Genomic DNA, 403 nt, shown 5'->3' on the forward strand with positions numbered 1-403 from the left:
GACATCGACGAGGAAATGCCTGTCGAGCGCCATGTCTGTGTCGAGGGCGGAGATCAGGGCGGCTTCGCCATCCACGCCACAGGGAAAGCGCCGCAAGACAACGGCCCGCCGGAATATCGCGTGGAGCGGGCGATCTTGCTGTTCACCATCCTAAAGAGGCGGCGGCATGACTTCCGTGCCCACTTCCGCGCGTTTAAATAGCGGGGCGGCACGGCCGGTATGTCCAACCAGTGGATTGGTCGAGAGCTAAGAGGCTGGATGATTGATTTCGCCCATGTGTTGCTGGTGAGCAGCTATTACGTCATTTCGTACCCGCAGACACGATGAGTTGAACTTCGCGACGGAGGGTACCTGCACGAGCCTGTGCCACGGTATCGAAGCCCTTGACTCCACAGCCTGGGTC

At 59.8% G+C, this 403-nt stretch carries 1 protein-coding gene; it reads left to right on the plus strand.

The window, feature by feature from the left end:
- Positions 1-201: hypothetical protein (locus tag GVL03_RS21350; protein WP_159502761.1), on the plus strand; the 201-nt coding region annotated here is incomplete at its 5' end.
- Between the last annotated feature and the right edge of the window lie 202 nt (positions 202-403).

This window comes from Microbacterium sp. 18062, from assembly GCF_902706225.1.
In the GTDB taxonomy this organism is placed as follows: domain Bacteria; phylum Actinomycetota; class Actinomycetes; order Actinomycetales; family Microbacteriaceae; genus Microbacterium.